This is a genomic window from Bacteroidetes bacterium GWF2_43_63, assembly GCA_001769275.1.
Classification (GTDB): Bacteria; Bacteroidota; Bacteroidia; order Bacteroidales; family DTU049; genus GWF2-43-63.
The window spans coordinates 221988-240801 of the sequence record MEOQ01000040.1 but is presented as its reverse complement, the minus strand read 5'-3'; the positions used below and the strand labels follow the sequence as shown (position 1 = coordinate 240801).

The 18814-nt window shown below is 43.2% G+C and carries 4 protein-coding genes; 1 reads left to right on the top strand and 3 read right to left on the bottom strand.

Annotation, left to right across the window (positions count from 1 at the left end; genetic code table 11):
• Positions 1-27 precede the first annotated feature (27 nt).
• Positions 28-1914: a hypothetical protein gene (locus tag A2W93_03285; protein ID OFY53683.1), complete on the bottom strand. Its 1887-nt coding sequence runs from the start codon at positions 1912-1914 to the stop codon at positions 28-30.
• A gap of 474 nt (positions 1915-2388) precedes the next feature.
• Here A2W93_03285 and A2W93_03280 point away from each other — a divergent pair, with 474 nt between their 5' ends.
• The gene (locus A2W93_03280; GenBank protein OFY53682.1) at positions 2389-13524 is read left to right on the top strand and encodes a hypothetical protein; all 11136 of its coding nucleotides are present in this window, start codon (positions 2389-2391) and stop codon (positions 13522-13524) included.
• 458 nt (positions 13525-13982) lie between these two features.
• Here the strand turns inward: A2W93_03280 and A2W93_03275 are convergent, their stop codons facing one another.
• Both A2W93_03275 and A2W93_03270 read right to left on the bottom strand, forming a co-directional pair.
• Positions 13983-15716 carry a hypothetical protein gene (locus A2W93_03275; GenBank protein OFY53681.1) on the bottom strand — a complete coding sequence of 578 codons (1734 nt, stop codon included), beginning with the start codon at positions 15714-15716 and terminating at the stop codon, positions 13983-13985.
• Positions 15717-15720: 4 nt separating this feature from the next.
• Positions 15721-18786, bottom strand: a complete 3066-nt coding sequence (locus tag A2W93_03270) for a hypothetical protein (GenBank protein ID OFY53680.1) — start codon at positions 18784-18786, stop codon at positions 15721-15723.
• Positions 18787-18814 lie beyond the last annotated feature (28 nt).

Sequence of the window (18814 nt, the reverse complement as noted above, 5' to 3'; positions counted from 1 at the left end):
TGTCGGATACGACAGCCTTTTTTTTGCTTATTTCACCTGCGCATCGGAGTATTGTGACAAATAGACTCCAAGATCTTCGTCGCGGTCAACGGCAAGTTTTTGACGTAATCTCGAACGAAGCACATGAATGCTTTGAAGTGTCATTCCGGTAATCAACGCCATTTCCTTAGAGCTCAACTGCAGGCTGATGAGCGCACAATAGCGCAAATCGCGCGATGTGAGTCCTGTGTGAGCTTGCGTAAGCTTTGAAAAGAAATCGGGATTCACAAGCGAAAAATAATGGTCGAATTCTTTCCAGATGTTTTTATTCTGCGAAGTTGACAATTGCGAAGCAAGCTCATACAGTTTCTTCTGCGTCTCACGCGGACTCTTACTCCCAAGTTGGCGCATCTGAGTTATAACATCTCCAGCCGTTTCGTTCACCATGGCCTGATTAAGAACGAAACTGGCGATTTCCTTGTTTTTTGTATTCAATTCAGCTGTTAGCCTGATACGGGCGGCAAGCAAAGTTTCTTTTTGCTGCTCCGAATGCAGAATGCGCCGGCGATAGCGATTCGAAGAAAAATAGATAAACAGTATTGCCAACAATAGAACTATGATCGCAACAGAAATCAACAAAAAGAAAATACGTCGCTGTTTTACAAGATTTTCATTTTCCAGAACAATGGTTTTTGCCTTCGTTTGTTCAAGATCAAGTAAAACCTTATAATACAAATTGTTTTCAACAGAATCTCCGGCTTTCGACCTGAACAAATCCCTGTATTTCAATACTTGTGACTGATAAAAATAGGCACGGTCGTATTTCCCCAGTGCGCTGAAAATCTCTGCGGCAAAGCTGTTGAATTCAATGAGCATTTGATAGTTGTTCACTGTTTCAAAATGGGAAAGTGAACTCAGAATATTTTCCTCCGCTTCCGCATAATTGCCCTGATGCATCTGAATTTTCGCTTTTATTCCATCGAAAACCCCAAGCCAGTTATCCTGGATTATGTATTGTTTTCGCTCCTCCGCCATCCGAAATAAGGGGATGGCTTTCTGGTAATTGCCGCGCCGGATATAATGCATGCTGATGTTCAGACTAATATGTGCAATATTCTCGTCATTTCTGGTCTCCAGCGATTTAATAATCGATTTATCAAAACAATATTCGGCTCTCGTTGTGTCACCACTCTTTATATAGAATTTTGCCATATTGTTCCAGCCAACCGCCTGAAAGTCCGGATTTTTGCTCTTATCAGCCGCAATCATCATGGCCTGAAAAAGATATTCCGGATTTTTGTTGAGCTTTAGAAACACAATGAGTAGGCTGTTGTATGCCTTAAACTGGAAAAAATAGTCTTGTTGATTTACAGCTATATTCAGTAATGTATTGAAAGCAAATACAGCATTTGTATCCTGCCCCAGCTTTTCATAGGTCAACCCAATTACATAAACATTATACATGAAATCTTTCACCTGGCCACACGAAAAGAGTTTGCCCGCATTTGGAGTAAGTAGTTTCAAAGCCTTTTCGGCACCTTCACCTTTTCGGAGAAAATCAGCATAGGCAAGTATGCTTTTTGCTCGCTGGCAAGGAAATGTATTCCCAGCCAACTCAATCGATCTTAAAAACGCATTTGTCGTGGTGTCTTCATCATGCAGAAACTGACTTCCAACTCCAAAGAGCCGCAATGCTTCGGACATTCCAACCGTATCATTTTCAATTTCAGAAAGCTTGTATGCTTCAATGGCAAAAGGCTCAGCTTTTTTAGGATTATTTTCTGCATACAAAGCAGCAGAGTCCAGCAGATCGCTAACACTTTTCAGCGATTCAGGCAATTTGGAGTTTTGATGCTGTGCGTGTGAAATTCCCGGCCAATTGAGAACAGCCAGAAATAGAAGAATTATTATCTTGATTTTTTGCTGAAATATCATACGCAAATTTAGAAATATTTATTTGCTGTTTTTCGTAAAAATGACATACTGCATGAATAATCTCTGCCAATTTTCATTACACAATAACAACAATGATTACTTAAATTAATTAATTCAATAAAAATTTCGAATTTCTGTAAACCATGCATTCGCAATTTATGTCGCTTAAGCTAAACATTGATCCATTTTGTCGCATATGAAACCACATCTCTAACAAAAGATGTGTTTTTCCGGCCGTACATGCCATTTATTTATGTAAATAAGTGTTTTTTTCAGATATAATAAAAAATCGGTTTTTCAAACAATTCGCTCTTTAACACCTGATATTCCGTTACTTAACACAGTGCGTTAAGCATCCAATAAGCTTCAAAGTTGTTAATTTCCTAAATACACTTATAATGTTGAAAAAAACGGGTGTTAAAAATCGTAAATTCGTAAATCAAATTCTTATGGAAAAGGCTAAACAACATAAACATGAAAGCTAAAATTACAATTTTGATTTTGGGGATGCTTTTGAGCTTTTTATCGGCTCAATCTCAAACGATTGTTTTCTCCGAAAACTTTGAGACACTGCCCCTTTCAGTAACAAGTTCAGGTGCTGGCAACTGGGCCCGATCGACATATCTTCATGCTGACGGCGCATATTCCGACACTGCCATTGTTACTATGGCATCATCCACCTATCTCACTACCCCCGCCTTCAGCACGCTGGGAAACTTCATGGTAACTCTTGAATTTGACCAGATTTGTAAAATCGAATTCTTTGATGGCGGATTTGTTGAGTATTCGACCAACAATGGCGCCACATGGACTGTTGTTTCAAGCGCCTATTATCAGGGCAGTGGCGTCATGGTCAGCAATAAATTCACAGCAAACTCTTATGTTTCAACATGGATGCCTGCAAGCCCTTCAGCAGTGCCCACCAATACGTGGTGGAAACACGAAAAATTTGATATCAGCGCATTGGTCGGAAATCAGGCCAGTGTTATGATCCGTTTTAAATTGTCGGATCTTAATAACAATGGACCCAACTTAAATTATGGCTGGGCACTCGACAATATTTCTGTCAACATGGCTATCGATGAAATGGATGCTCCGGTTATTACCATGATTCCTCCCTACCCGGTTGACACCGTTTATCATACCGGACCATTTACCGTTAATGCCATCATTGCTGATGCCAGCGGTGTTGATACGGCCCTTCTTATTTATACGGTCAACGATGGCTTTCCCGACACACTCACCATGCTTGCAGCCGGTTCAAACCAGTTTCAGGCAGTCATTCCTGCTGCAAACCTGTCTGACAGTATCAATTATTACATTTATGCCACAGACTCAGCGCTGACTTCAAATTCTGCCGTATATCCAGCCATCGATGATATTCAGTTCATTGTTAAAGAATCTCCTCCTCCTGCCGGCTGTACAACTCCATTAACGGCATTCCCATATCTGGAAACGATGGAATCTTTCACCGTCGGTGTTCCCGGCGTATTTGACAATGGATGGGCAGCATCTCCTTCATCGGGCTATATGTGGGTTGTCGATGCCGGAGGTACACCAACAACGTCTACAACCGGTCCTGCAGTTGATCACACATTGGGAACTGCATCCGGAATATATTTGTTCACCGAAGCAACGAGTGGAACTGCAGGTGACTCAGCTTTTCTCTTCAGTCCCTGTATTGATATCACAGACCTCACCCATCCTGTAATGTCGTTTTGGTACCATCGCTATGGCAGCGCCATGGGCGAATTGCATGTCGATATCTGGTACGGAAATCAATGGTATACGGATATTGTTCCGGCTTTTATAGGCCAGCAACAGACTGACAACACCGATCCGTATTCTTATGTGCTTGTTGACCTGGCACCTTATAAGAGTGTAACTCAAATTAGATTCAGAGCCATCCGCGGATCAGGCGGTAACGGCGATATGGCACTCGATGATATTCAGATTTATGATCTTGCTCCAATTGATGCTGCAGCCGTTGAACTTTCCGAACCAACCAGCCCTGCATCAACAGGCCTTCAGGATGTAAAAGTCCGGATTGCAAATATGGGTGCTTCAGTATTAAATAATGTAACTATTAACTGGAGCATCGATGGTGTTACTCAAACTCCATTGCTGTACTCTATACCAACACTCAGTCTTGACACTTCAGCAGCTATAACACTTGGCAGCTATGATTTCTCCGTTGGCGTTACCAATATTCGTGTATTTACATCCAATCCCAATGGTGTTGCAGATACACTCAACGGCAACGATACCTTAGATGCGCCAGTGTTTGTTTGCGGTACCGGACTTGCGGGAACCTTTACTGTGGGTGCTCCAGGAAATGATTTTTTGAGCATTTCCCAGGCAAGCGAAGTGCTACAGCTCTGCGGTATTTCAGCTCCGGTGGTTTTCGAAATTGCACCGGGTGAATATGAAGAACAAATTGAAATTTATTCAGTCAACGGATCTTCAGCCGTAAATACGATAACCTTTACTTCTTCGACCGGCAATGCCGCCGATGTTGTAATGAAGTACACGGCTGATGCAACTGGAAATAACTACGTGACAAGAATTATTGGTGCTGATAATATGATTTTCAGCGATTTCACCATGCAGTCAACAGGCGGAACCTACTCCCGCGTTCTTGATATTACCGGAAGCACCAATCGTCTTACTTTCGACGGAATGACCTTTGAGAGCCCTGTAACAGCAGCCGGTAGTTCGACTAATAACGCTGTTGTTTACAATGCCAGTAGTCTGGACAGCAATATGACTTTCCGTAATTGCGATGTGTTGAATGGTTCATATGGTATGTACCTCTACAATTCAAGTACAACCATCGATACCAATTTGCTGGTTGAAAACTGCACTGTTTCCGGCTTCTCATATTACGGAATCAATGCATATTATCACACACATGGCATCATACGAAACAATACTATTATTTCCGCCGATGGGACCGTAGCATACTCATCCGTATACAGCCTCAGACCCTACTATTTCGATTTCGGAACACTAACAGGAAATAAAGTTATTGCCAGTGGTTCTGCCGCCAACTATGCATTGTATGCGTACTATATGGATGCAGCTGCAGGATCGGAAGGAATTGTTGCCAATAACTTTTTTGTTGCCGGACGCGCCGGAAACACCGGCACGACGTATGGAATGTATATGGGGACCAACACTTTCCTTAATGTATATGCCAACTCAGTAAACGTAATCAATAATGCAACTACCTCGCGGGCGTTTTATCTTACAGGTGGTACAAATTACAATATTATAGATAATATTTTTGCCAATCAGGGCGGCGGCCATGCCTATTATATCGGTACCATCGCTGCTGTATTGACCAGTAATTACAACGATTTGTATACCACCGGGGCAACGCTGGCATATTGGACAGCTGCCCGGGCTGATCTGGCGGCACTTCAGGCTTCCAGCGGCAAAGACCTCAATTCAGTCTCAGTTGATCCTTCATTTAATTCACCAACCGACCTGCACACCTACGCAGCCGGACTGAGCAATGCGGGAACACCCATCGCAGTCATCACAACAGATATTGATGGACAGGCACGCAATGCAACAACACCCGATATTGGTGCTGATGAATTTGATCTGATGACAAACGACATGGCCATTGTTCAAATGACAGCACCTGCATCCACTTGTGGTGGAGCTGCAGAAAATGTAACGATTCAAATAAAAAATATCGGTTCAGCCACACTTACCTCTTCTGAAATTGCATGGAAAGTAAACGGTGTTTCACAGACTCCTTTCTCATTCAGCGGACCACTTGCCCAGGGCTCATTTGCTCAGGTAACTTTAGGCACATATACCTTTCTGCCCGCAGTGACCTACGATCTGGAATTTATGGTTAACACCATCAACGGTGTACCTGATCAGAATACCAGCAACGACACACTTTCGGTTGTTGGATTCAGAACCTCGCTTGGGGGAACCTACACCATTGGTGCAACGGGTGATTATGGGACTATTTCAGCGGCAGCAAACGATCTGATGAGCCGTGGAATCTGTTCTTCCGTAGTTTTCAATATTCAATCGGGAATCTATAATGAAAGCATTTCGCTGACGGAAATTAGTGGCTGCTCTGCAACAAACACCATTACATTCCAGTCTGCATCCGGAAACGCGGCTGATGTAAGTGTTACCTATGCTTCTGTCAATGCAAATGACAATTTTGTTTTCTGGTTCAACGGAGCTGATTACGTCAGTCTGAAAAACCTGAGTCTCACCAACACCGGTTCTACCTATGCTGGTGTTGTGGTCATTTCAGGTGGTGCCAACTACAACACCGTTGACCATTGCGTACTGACAGGAATAACAGACATTACTTCTTCAACCAACACGTATGTTGTAAATAATAAAACTGGTCTTGATCATTACAATACGCTTTCAAACAACATTATCAACAACGGCTCGCGTGGTATTTACTGGTATGGCTCCAGTTCTACTTTTCTTGAAAACGGAAGCGTTATAACCGGCAATACACTCAACGATTTCGGTTATTATGGAATGTATGTTTATTACACAGGCTCAAGTGTTATTTCGGACAATACATTGAATCAAACAAGTGGTACAACCTATTCCACATTATATGGTTATTATATTGGATATTCCGATACGCTCACCTTTACAAAAAACACTGCGAAACTGCGTGGAACCTCAACTGTGTATGGATTGTATTCCTATTACAACGACGGATTTGCCGGCAGTCAGAACCTGATTGCCAACAACATGATCACTGCAACTTCGGTTTCAGCAACCGGAACGGTTTACGGGATCAGAGCTTATTACAATAACTACACACAGTACTATCACAACTCAGTGCTGGTAAACAGTTCCGGAGGAAGAGCTTTTGATCAGTATTACGGTGGTAATATTATTCTCGCCAACAACAGTTTTGTTAATGAAGCAACCGGCTACGCAATCTATTCCACCCCGGTAGCGGGCATCATCGCCAGTGATTACAATAACTTGTTTACCAACGGGATTAACGTTGGTTACTTCAATTCAGCTGCCCGTGCCACTCTTGCCGACTGGCAGGCTGCCAGCGGGTTTGATGCGAACTCTGTTTCAATGGATCCTAACTATCTCTCCACATTTGACCTTCATACTTTTGATGCTCCATTCAATAATCTGGGAACGCCCATTGCATTAGTGACCGACGATATCGATGGTCAGATGCGCGATGGAGCTACTCCGGATATTGGAGCAGACGAATATTCGCCTTTATACAACGAGATTGAAATGCTTGCATTTACTTCTCCGTATTTTGAATGTGCAGGAACAAGTAATGTTTTGGTTCATTTCTACAACAATGGTTTAAATCCAATTACAGCCTCTGTTTTCAACTGGACTCTTGACGGCGTTCCACAAACACCGTTCACCTTCGGAGGCACCCTGATTTCGAATGAGGACACCATTGTGAACATTGGAACGGTGACAGTTAATGCAACAACCCAAAATATTGTTGCCTGGGTAACATCGGTAAATGGAACATCCGACGACCATCCGGAAAATGACACCATACAAACATCGTTTTCAGCTGCACTGGCTGGAACTTTCACCATTGGCGTGACCGGTGATTATACTACCCTGCAGGCAGCAGCAACCGACCTGAATACAAAAGGAGTTTGTGGTCCTGTAGTATTTAACGTACTTCCAGGCACCTATAATGAACAGATTTCGCTTGAAAATGTTTTCGGAGCAACTGCTGTTAACACGATTACTTTCCAGTCTTCGACTGGTGACAGCTCCGATGTAGTTATCCACTACGCATCTTCAACCAGCGCAGACAACTATGTTGTGAAGTTGACGAATGTATCGTACACAACTTTTCAGAATCTCACAATGTCGGCTACAGGAGCTACCTACGCAACTGTAATTAATTTTGCCGGAACCAATCATGTTGATATTAAAAACTGCGAGTTGATTGGTGCACAAATAAATAGTTCTTCAGTCAATTATGCTGTTATTTATAGTGCAGCTTCGGATGACAGCTATAATGAGATTTCAAATAACCTGATCACTGGCGGATCCTATGGTATCCGACTCTACGGACCTTCTTCGACCGCACCTGAAACCGGCAATATTCTTCAGAATAACAATTTTGACGGTTACAGTTATTATGGTGTGTATAGTTACTACCAGCGCGATCTCACTTTTTCAGGCAATAAAGTCGAGTTTGATTCCACCTATGCGTACACTACCAACTACGGTTTGTATATGGGCTATATAACCGGATCATCAAGCATAACCGGAAATAATGTGGCTTCAGGCGGAACAGCTACGTCGTATGGAATTTACCTGACCAGCATTACAGGCAACACAGGCAACCCGGTTCTGATTACGAACAACTTCATTACCATTGCGCGTGGCACCGGGACTATGTATGGAATCTACGGCAGCTCGGGAACCAACATCAATATTGCTCACAACAGCATACACCACATGGTCACCGGCGGAACAACTTCCAGATTGTTTTATACCGCAGCAGCCTTTAAGGCCGACACTGTAATGAACAATATCTTTTATGCTTCTGGAAATGCACAGGTATATTATCTGCTTGCCAATCCAACAGTTTTTGATTACAACGCCATCTATACAACCGGTACTTACGGTTATGCCAACACTACAACATATGCTACAATGGCTGCATGGCAGGCTGCCGGCTTCGAGCCGAATAGTATCAGTACCAATCCGCAGTACGCGGGCTGGATGGATTTGCACATCGCAAACCCAATGCTTAACGGTACTGCTGCTCCTATGGCTTCCGTAAATGTTGATATCGACAACGAAGTCCGTAGTATTTCTTCCGACATCGGCGCTGATGAGTTCACACCGACAGGTTTAGACGCAGCTATTGTCTGGCTGGGTCCGCTGAAGCCTGTGACTCCCGGCAGTTATCCTGTTGAGGTGATTGTAACAAATACTAAAACAACGCCTATTACAGAACTCTCCATCACCTACACAGATGGTATTACTCCGGTCACCGAAAGCTTTACAGGTCTTAATCTGTTGAGCAACGAATCGGATACAATTACATTCACCACGCAGTTTGCCTTCTCGACCTACACAACGTTGTTTGCATATATTAATTCGGTAAACAGCGTTACTGATGACCTGCAGTTGAATGATGCCACTGAAACAAGCACACTGTGCTCAGTGCTGGCTGGAACATATTCAATCAATCCAGCATTGCCGGTTTCAACATCAAACTTCACCTCATTTACGTCTGTCATCGAAGCACTCTATTGCGGCGGAATTAGCAGCAATGTAACTTTCGAAGTAGCAAGTGGTTTTTACAACGAGCAAATTTCGCTCGGCCCTGTCGAGGGAACCGGCCCGGGAAGCAGAATTACATTTACTTCGGCCACCGGAAATCCTGCCGATGTCGTCATCACTTTTGCGCCGGTAGTTTCTACAGCAAACTACGTTTTGAATGTGAATGGCATCGAGTATCTGACTTTCGAAGACATGACGCTGACCAACTCTGGGACTGCGCTGGGTCACGTGATTGAATTCACCGGGAATAGTGATTCTGTAATTATTCGAAACAATGTGCTGAATGGTGTGATAAATTCATCCACTTCTACATCTTATTCTGTTGTATATTCGGGCGGTAATCTGAACCACAATACAATATTCGATGGAAATACCATAAACAATGGAACGAGTGGCATTTATGTCAGGGGAGTTGGAACAGCCGACCGTGAAATGGGTGTGAAAGTCATAAACAACAGCATAAACAATTTCTCATACTACGGAATCTACTCCTACTATTCGACTGATCTGTATATTGACGGAAACCTAATCACCAGTGCGCCTGAGTCAGGAACTTATACTTCGCTTTATGGTATCTATGCCTACTATTCCGATTCACTCAGAACACTTTCGGACAACATGATAACATTAACACCCGTGTCGAGTGCCTATGGTGTTTACATGCCTTATGTTGTAAACTCAGCCACGTCAAGAGCACCAGTGTATAACAATATGATAAGTGTTGCTTCATCGGTTTCTTCATCCTCTACTTTCCATGGAATGTATTTCAGTACAGCCAGCTACCTCGATTTGAACTATAACACTATTTATGTACGCAATGCTTCAACAAGCAGCAACGCGTTATACATGAGTTCAGGCAGCAATTTCAGGTTGTTGAATAATAACCTTGTAAACAACGGCGAAGGCCGTGCTATTTACGCTGGAACATCTGTTTTAAGCAGTTCCGACTACAACAACCTCTACACCAACGGTGCAACTCTCGGCTATTTCACGGCAGCCAGAACAAACCTCGCAGCATGGCAAGCCGCTTCCGCTATGGATGCTCATTCAGTATCGCTTATGCCAAATTTCTACAGTGAACAAAATCTGCATATTGTAGATTTCTCACTCATGGGTCTGGCAACGCCTGTAGCTTCAATTACAACAGATATTGATGGAGACGCCAGAGATGCTTCAACTCCAGATATCGGAGCCGATGAATATTCACCATTGCTAACCGATGCCGGAATTTCGGCATTCGATCAGCCTACAATTATTACCAGTGCCGGACTGAACGACATCAGTGTCACCATCACAAATTATGGTAGCGCTGTTCTCGATACAGCTCAAATAGAGTGGACATGGAACAACCTGCCTCAAACGACAAACCCATGGTCTGGCTCACTTGCTTTCGCACAAAGCGAAGACTCAGTGCTGCTTGCCAATCTGATGCTCTCACCCGGTATTTCTACCTTTAAGGCCTGGACCAGCATGCCAAACAACACAACGGACTTGAACTATTTCAATGATACAACTGAATTCACAGTTGTTGCTTGCGAAGGACCACTAGCCGGAAATTATACCATTGGCTCAACTGGTGACTATGCCAGTTTCAACGAGGCCATCCTCATTATTGAATCCTGCGGCATTGACAGCCTTGTAATCTTTGATGTGCTTCCGGGTACCTACGAAGAAAATGTGGTTGTTGGTTTTATCCCCGGAGCTAGTGCGGTCAATACGGTTACTTTCCGCTCTCAGACTGGTCTTGCCACAGATGTGGTTTTGCTCCCGACAATCCTCAATAGCGATCTGTCAATTGTTCAGTTCAACAATACAGACTATGTTACCTGGCAGAACATGACAATCAATGGAACTGCTCATCCTTTCGTCAGAGGAATAACCTTGATTAACGAAAATAATAACCTGACACTGAGCGGCAACGTCATTCACATGCCCGATGTGAGTACCAGTACAACTAATATTGTTGGTATTTACGATGCGGCCGGAAACGACGACTCATTGACTGTCGTAAACAACACCATTCATAATGGTTCTTACGGAATGTATATTTACGGTACATCTACAGCGCTGCAAAATGGAACACTCATCAGTGGAAACACCGTTACAGGTTTCGCAAACTACGGCATGCGTATTTATTATATGAATGCACCTGTAATCTCGCAAAACTACATTTACACCGACACATTGACATATTCTGCCATTTATGGCTTGTACACTGGTTACTTAGACAATGCAATGCTGATTGAGAAAAACAAAATCATCCTTCCGGCAAACATGGACGGATACGGCCTGTATTTGTATTACAACGATGGAACAACATCAAATCCGGGATCTGTTGTAAACAATTTTGTTTCAATTCGCGGAAATAATAGCTCAATATCATATGGTGTTTACATGTCGTCCTGCAACTATCAGAACTTTGTTTTCAACAGCATTAACGTGTACGATAATTTTGGGACATCGCGGGCATTCTATGTTTCAGGTGGTGCGAACAATTCATTGTTCAATAATATAATCGCAAATACAGGATCTGGTTTTGCAATGTATTTCAGTTCCACAACTGCGGTTACGGCCAGCGATAACAACCTGCTTTACACAGGAGGTTCGGTGCTGGGGTATTATTCGGCTAACCGCACCGACCTTGCTGCATGGAAGACCGCTTCGTCGCTTGATGCACACTCGGTCAGCTTCAATCCGCTTTTCTTCAGCAACTCTGATCTCCATGTGTTCCTTGCATCGCTGAATGCTGCAGCATTACCAATTGCCGGAATAACAACCGACATTGATGGAGATGCGCGCCACGCTTCATCTCCGGATATTGGTGCTGATGAGTTTGTTCCTTTGAATGTCAACCTTGGTATTACTCACCTCCTAAAGCCAACCAACGACTTCGGTCTCACCTCAGAGAGCGATACAGTGAAAGTCCGCATATTTAATTTCGGAGCCAATACTGCATCATCTTTCAACATAACTTACAAACTGAATGGCGTGATTATTCAAACACAGCCATGGACAGGCTCGCTGACTTCAGGTACATCTACCGATGTTGAATTTACAACGCTCTTTGCTCCTCAAACAGGATGGAATACACTGGAAGCATTTGTAAGTATTGCCGCTGACGGTAATCTTTCCAATGATACTGTTTCTACTATGTATAAAGGCATACCAACACTCAACATTCCATATGCTGAAGATTTCGAGGCCAATGATTATTGGGGTGCCAATATTACTTACAACGGATGGGAATTCGGAATTCCTGCCGGAACGGTTATCGACAGCGCATACAGTCCTGATATGGCATGGAAAACCAACATCGACGGGATTCATGGTAATAGCCAGAACATCGTTCTGTATTCACCTGTTTTCTCGTTCCTCCATGCTTACAATGCGCAGTTGAGTTTCTGGCACTGGTACGATACCGATGCCGCTGACGGCGGATATATCCAATACACAGCCAATGGTGGAACAACATGGAATAATCTGGGTGTACTCAATGATCCTTCAGGAACCAACTGGGCACCGTCGCCTGTTTATACCGGATTTGGCTGGAGTGGTCACTCAGGCGGTTGGGTACAATCATCCATCGATTTATCATTCCTCAACTTCAATCCTTTCGAAACTCAGTTCCGCTTTATCTTCTACTCAAATATGGTTGGAACAAACGGCGATGGCTGGGCTATCGATAATGTTGAAATAATCATTCCACAGGCCGATATCGATGCTGGTGTTGTTGAAATCGTTACTCCTTCCGGAACACTTACCCCCGGCGTACAGGAAGCGATTACTGTGAAAATCACCAATTATGGAATAAATACCCTGACTTCAATTCCGGTTGTTGCCAAAGCAAATACCGGTCAGCCGCCAATCAACGGCACATGGACAGGTTCACTTGCATCTGGTGATACAACTACATTTACTTTCCCGGCTAACTACACCCCAGTATCAGTGCCTGATTTCGAGTTGTGTGCTTATACCGACATATCGAATGACTACATTGCTTACAATGACACTAGTTGTGTAACACTGTTCACAAATGTTGGTTTTGCCGATAACAATCTGACAGAGATTTCACTCAGCCCCAACCCCGCTGATGATTTCACCAGACTGGAATTCGAGGCAGGCACTTCTGAACATGCTGTACTCACTATTACTACCGCCGACGGAAAACATGTCCGCGAAACAACTGTGAGCATATCCGCAGGCATAAATAATATCAGGATTGAAACAGCTGATCTTGCTTCAGGACTCTACCACTGGACGCTCCGAAGCAATAACAGCAACGGAAATGGCAAGCTGATAATTAACCGCTAAATCAGAATCCGTATATACCGAAAGGGCTGTCCGAAAGGGCTGTCCTTTTTTTTGTGCAAATTGCTGCGATTCGCCCCGACATTCTAGTGTCAGCAAGAATTGGTCAACATTGCAGTATTGCTGACCTGGAATAGTCGGGAAGTGCAAGAACCAAAGCACCACAACGATTCCGTTTCCGCGCCTTGTCTCAAATCATTGTTGTGTACCGCCTGCAGCGGGATAAACTCCCGACAGAATGTTTGGTACTTCGCGACATTCCATCGTCCATACTAAACCCGCAGTCATCCTGAGTGTTTTTTCGAAGTGGAACGAAGAAAAAAAGTATCGAAGGATACTGCAATATAAACTCTGTGGAAGTATTGACAGTGAATCAACATCTCTCAATGCGTTATGCATTGCACCCTGAGCGTTATACGTTGTGCATTATGCTTTGCGCCTTGTACCTTGCGCCGCATGCACTAAAACGAATACGTCACACCACCCATAAAACGAAAGCGGTATGAAGGATAATGATTCCACAACATATAGCGCTGCGAAGCAATATTACTGAATTCAAGATAGGCCGATAAAACTTTCGAGTAACGATACTCAAGTGTGAGATTGGCATCAATGGCAGGATTCAATTTTACTGGTTCAATAGCAGCAAAACTTCCAAGTGTCATAATATCACCATAGGATATCTTTGCATAGCGCTGGCCAATATAAAACACACGGGCGCTGGCCAGAATTTTGTCAGCCAGATTATAACTCAGCCCAATCATTCCCTCGAAATCCGGGATATTATATGCTTTCTCATTGGTCACTGCATCAGCCTGATTATAGGCCACCATAAGCAATCCTTTCCATTTGTTCCCAATATTCAAAGCCCCATTGAATTCGCCGCGGAACCAGTTCACCTTCTCGTCATAAACAACCGTCATCTGATTCTCTAAATAAGAAATGGAATCGTCTATGGCAAACATAGGACAGTTCTCTATTTTGCGATTTATGGCCTGAATGGAATAACTAAAAGCATGCGCAATATTACCACGGATTCCGCCATATAGCATTTGAGTAGTTCTGGAATAATCGCTTCTGACAAAATGATGAATGAATGGATTTTCATTTGCAAGCAATCGGAAAGAATGATACTTTAGGTCGCCATCGAGTCCGCCAAAAGCACTCAGTGTGCCAGGAAGCAAATTTAGTTCAAGCTTGATTTCCGGAAAAAAATAAGCCTCGGCTGTGGAGTCTGTTTCCATGGCCAGCTTCGGAGCAAACTCAATAAATACAGGTCCGAAATTCGTGTTTATATATGGAGCAATATTCACCAGGCCTTCATTCCATGCCATGAATCCACGATTCTGGAAATAATGTTCAACATCGTACCGTAATCCAACAACCTGATGTTTACTCACTTTTTTCAACCAACCAACTCTTTTGTCGAGATAGCCATCAAGTGCAATGCTATTCTCCGTCGCGTTGTGAATATTCCAGAAGCAATGATAATTCAGGTCGGTTTTATAATTCACGTGCGTCGAGTCGGCATGGGTGCTGTAAAACGAAATCATTGCCCCCGCGTCGTTGTAGCGCTGTTTGATGTCTTTTTTACCTGTGAGAAGAACAACATTCGGATCCGTTGGCGAAATGAGCGAATCGGGCATGAACCCATAATAATGCACTATGTCGCTATGAAAAAACAACTTGCTGTAAATCGTATTCTTAGATTTAATGCGCGATCCGAATAAATCAACTTCATTATTGCTCATTCCGGAAAAGCCATAGTCAGGAATCTTTCCATTGGTTGAAAAGTGCTTCATGTGCAGCCCGAAACTCTTTGTTTTATTTCGCTTTGTGTTTACAAACAGCTCGCCATACGGCGTACGACCAGTGCCAAAGCCAACCCGAATATAATTTCCGTACAACTCAGTAAATGGCTCTCCGCTCATTTTAGCCGCTTTGATGGGCGCTGCCAGAAAAGAAATCTTCATCGGTTGTGCGAAAACCGAATATTTCATGTCGGTCTTTTTCACTTCTTCAGCGGTGAATACGGGATTGAATTCTTTCTTCGGAAAATCCATGAGGCGTGGATCGTAGGAGCCAACCACCATTACATTTTCGGTATAGCTATTCGATGTGTCTTTCTGTGCCGAAATGTTCCCGGTCAGTCCAATAAACACTACCGTTCCGATAATCAATGCTTTTGTTTTCATTGTACTATTCATTATTTCCGTCAATGATTTGTTCACCTTCTCCGTCGAGCTGCTGCTCGTTCTGTTTTTCAAGCGCTATAATGGCGTCGAGTTTTGCCCTTGCCTCATTCACCAGATCCTCGCCTTTATAATTGTCGATAACACTCTGTAATGTGTATTTTGCCTGATAGTAATTTCCGGTTCCAACATACACATCGCTGAGCAGAATAAACGATTTGGCCACCCAGTATTCGAACGATGCAAATTCGTTGATCAGGTCAAAAATAAGCTTCTCCGATTCCGTATAACGTCCGTTCTGATACTCGATCGATGCAAGATAATAATTGGCCTCGGCACCAAGTTCCGATGATTTCAGTTTGACGAGCTTGCTGAATTCTGACTGCGCCTTTGGCATATCATTCAGGTGATAGGCAGAACGGGCAATGATGGCCGATGATTCGTTTTTATCCTTGGGCGCCACCGCTGCATCATCAATTACTTTCTGTGCGGAAACAATGGCCTCGTAATACAACTCGCTGTTGAATTGCGAATACATTATATTGCGCTGGGCCTCCTGTTTGTTCGAAACCGACTGCGTAATTCTTTCAAGCTCGGTATATCTTTCGATGGCTTTCGGATAATCCTTTGCATTGAAATAAATGCGGGCAGATTTCAGCAACGATGTTTCAGTAAACGCGGAGAAAGGTTGAGAAATTACAAACTCATAGCCTGTCTGCGCATTCTGAAAATCTTTTTGTCCATACAGACATTCAGCGCGATAAAAATGTGCATTCTGAATAAAAGCACCTGCCGGAAATTCCGAAATATATTTTCCAAATGCGACAGCTGAAGTTTCACAATCACCATCCAGATATTTGTTCTCAGCAGCCATATACATCATGCTGTCTTTTTCCATCTGCGATATGGAGCTTCCCTGTGAACTTACCAGCTCAACAAATTCGTTAATCTGATCCATGTCGGTATAAATGGCTTTCAGATTCATCCATCCCTGCTTCGATTCCTCAGAGCCTTTGTATTCGGTCACAAGCAACTTAAATGCATCAATGGCTTTATCATTTTGTCCAAGAATTCTGTAAAGGCTTCCTTTCTTGAGCATGGCCTTGGCCCTCAATGAGCTTTCAGGATATTCAGCAATAAGTTTTTCAAACGATGTCAATGCCTGTGAATTCTGATTTTGTATTTCATAAGTAATACCGGATTCAAAATAGGCATCATCCGAAAAACGCGACGTTGGATATTTTGTAAACAACAATGATAATGTGTTTTGCTTGGCCGAAAAATTGCCTTTCACTCCTTCGCATTTTGACTTCTGCAACAAGGCATAATCCATGTTCTCGACATTCATCGCGAGTGACTTTTCATACCACTCGATTGATTGGTTGTATTCTCTCAGAATATAGTAACAATCGGCCAGACGAAGACTTGCGTCGTTTCTGAAAACCTTGTCATCCTTCTCGCCGTATTTGAAATATGACTCGAGACTCGATGCTGCATTTTTGTAATTTTTTCGCTGCATTTGCGAATATCCCAGCCCGTAATATCCGCGTGCATAATAATTGATTTCGGGCGATACCGGGTACTTTACAAACATATCATAGCTGACTGCAGCTGAGTCATATTGCTGTTTGCGATAGTGCGACTCCCCTTTCCAGAATAAAGCTTCCGCGCGGATTTTCCTGTCATATGTGTAGGTGATTGCTTTATTGAAAAGTGCAATCGCACCTGAATAATTTCCGGAATTGAACAATTCAATGCCATGATAATAATTCACTTTCTGATAAGCCGACCAGATGCGCTCATTTTTAATTTTAATTCCTTCAATCACAACGATGGCATCCTTGTAGTTTCCGGTTGACATCAGCAGCTCAACCAGCAATTCGCGGGCTTCTTCGGCACGCAGCGATTTTGGGAAATCATTCAGATATTGCTGCAATGCTTTTATGGCTCCATTGTATGGATGAAAATCAAGCTCATACGACAGTCTTGCAAAATTGAATAAAGCATCTTCTGTTATAGCTGGATTGAATTTCAGACGATAGGCATCGTTGAAACAATTGAGCGCATATTTTTTATTTCCCATTTTCAGATAACAATCAGCAAGATGATAGCTCGCATTCTGATTGAGCGAATCTTCCATGGAAGTGACATTTGAAAAATAACCGGCCGCTTTCTGATAATCAGTGTTCACATAATATGTGTATCCTAGCAAATACTGATCTTCGCGGGTTAATGGAGTTGTGGTTTTGGCTGCATACTGCTCAAGAAAAGGCAATGCAGCTTTGTGATTTTTCTTGGCGATGTAAGCATCACCAACCATGCGTGCCATTTCGGCCTGTCGTTTTACATTCGGATTTTCTAGCATGGGCGGAACAAAGTCAATCAGTTCATCGTGCTTGTTTTGCAGATAATAAATCTGAGCAATATAATAAGGCACAACACCACCGAATGTCTCATCATTCACCAGTTTATTAAATGATGCCAGTGCAACTTCGTACTGTCCTTCCACGTAGCTCAAATGGCCATAATAGTACGATGCCGGCGGCGCCCAATGCGTTTCACCATCTTTCACCTGCAAAAAACAACTGCGTGCCTGAAGCATTTCGTCGTTCATGAAATGAGAATATCCCTTTTTGAAAAAATACTCTGCCTGCTGATCTGCAGACAATTTTTGCGGGCTGATGGCATCATATGATTTCACCGCCTTGCTCCAGTTCTTGTCGCGATAATAAATACTGCCCAGATAAAACCCGGCTTCAGGCGCAAAACTGCTCTCCGGATGTCTTGAGACAAAAGCGTGGAGCTTGCCTTTGGCATCATTGTTCAGTAGTTCGTACGAACAACGCGCAACCTGAAATTCAGCCTCAATGCGCATCGGATCTTCCTCATCCGAAATGCAGTCAATCACTTGCTGATACGCTTCGCGAGCAGCGCCAAACTTTTCTTTCATCATCAAATCACTCGCTGAATAATAAATAGCATTGGGGTCACGATACTCCTGAGTCAGCTGTCCAATCGCTGCCAACTGCAGCAACAACAGTCCGCTCATAAGTATAAATCTTGTTTTTCTCATATCTGTGGAAGATTTTGAACGATAAAAT